This is a genomic window from Pseudomonas sp. AC083 (genome assembly GCF_979253165.1).
The window spans coordinates 1-252 of record NZ_CEEDDH010000243.1 but is presented as its reverse complement, the minus strand read 5'-3'; the positions used below and the strand labels follow the sequence as shown (position 1 = coordinate 252).

General features: G+C 57.5%; 1 tRNA gene. It reads left to right on the top strand.

Features of this window, described 5'->3' with window-relative positions:
* The first annotated feature begins 177 nt into the window (after positions 1 to 177).
* Positions 178 to 250: transfer RNA gene (locus tag AC0IXA_RS27850), tRNA-Glu, on the top strand.
* Positions 251 to 252 lie beyond the last annotated feature (2 nt).

Sequence of the window (252 nt, the reverse complement as noted above, 5' to 3'; positions counted from 1 at the left end):
GGAATAGCTCAGTTGGTAGAGCACGACCTTGCCAAGGTCGGGGTCGCGAGTTCGAGTCTCGTTTCCCGCTCCAATTTTAAACAGCAGTGCTTTCGGGCGGTGCTGAGTGAAACCAGAACCAAATCTTCGGATGCGGATCTGGACACCGAAACACACACCATGTGTTCCGGGTAGCGTGTCCCCTTCGTCTAGTGGCCTAGGACACCGCCCTTTCACGGCGGTAACAGGGGTTCGAGTCCCCTAGGGGACGCC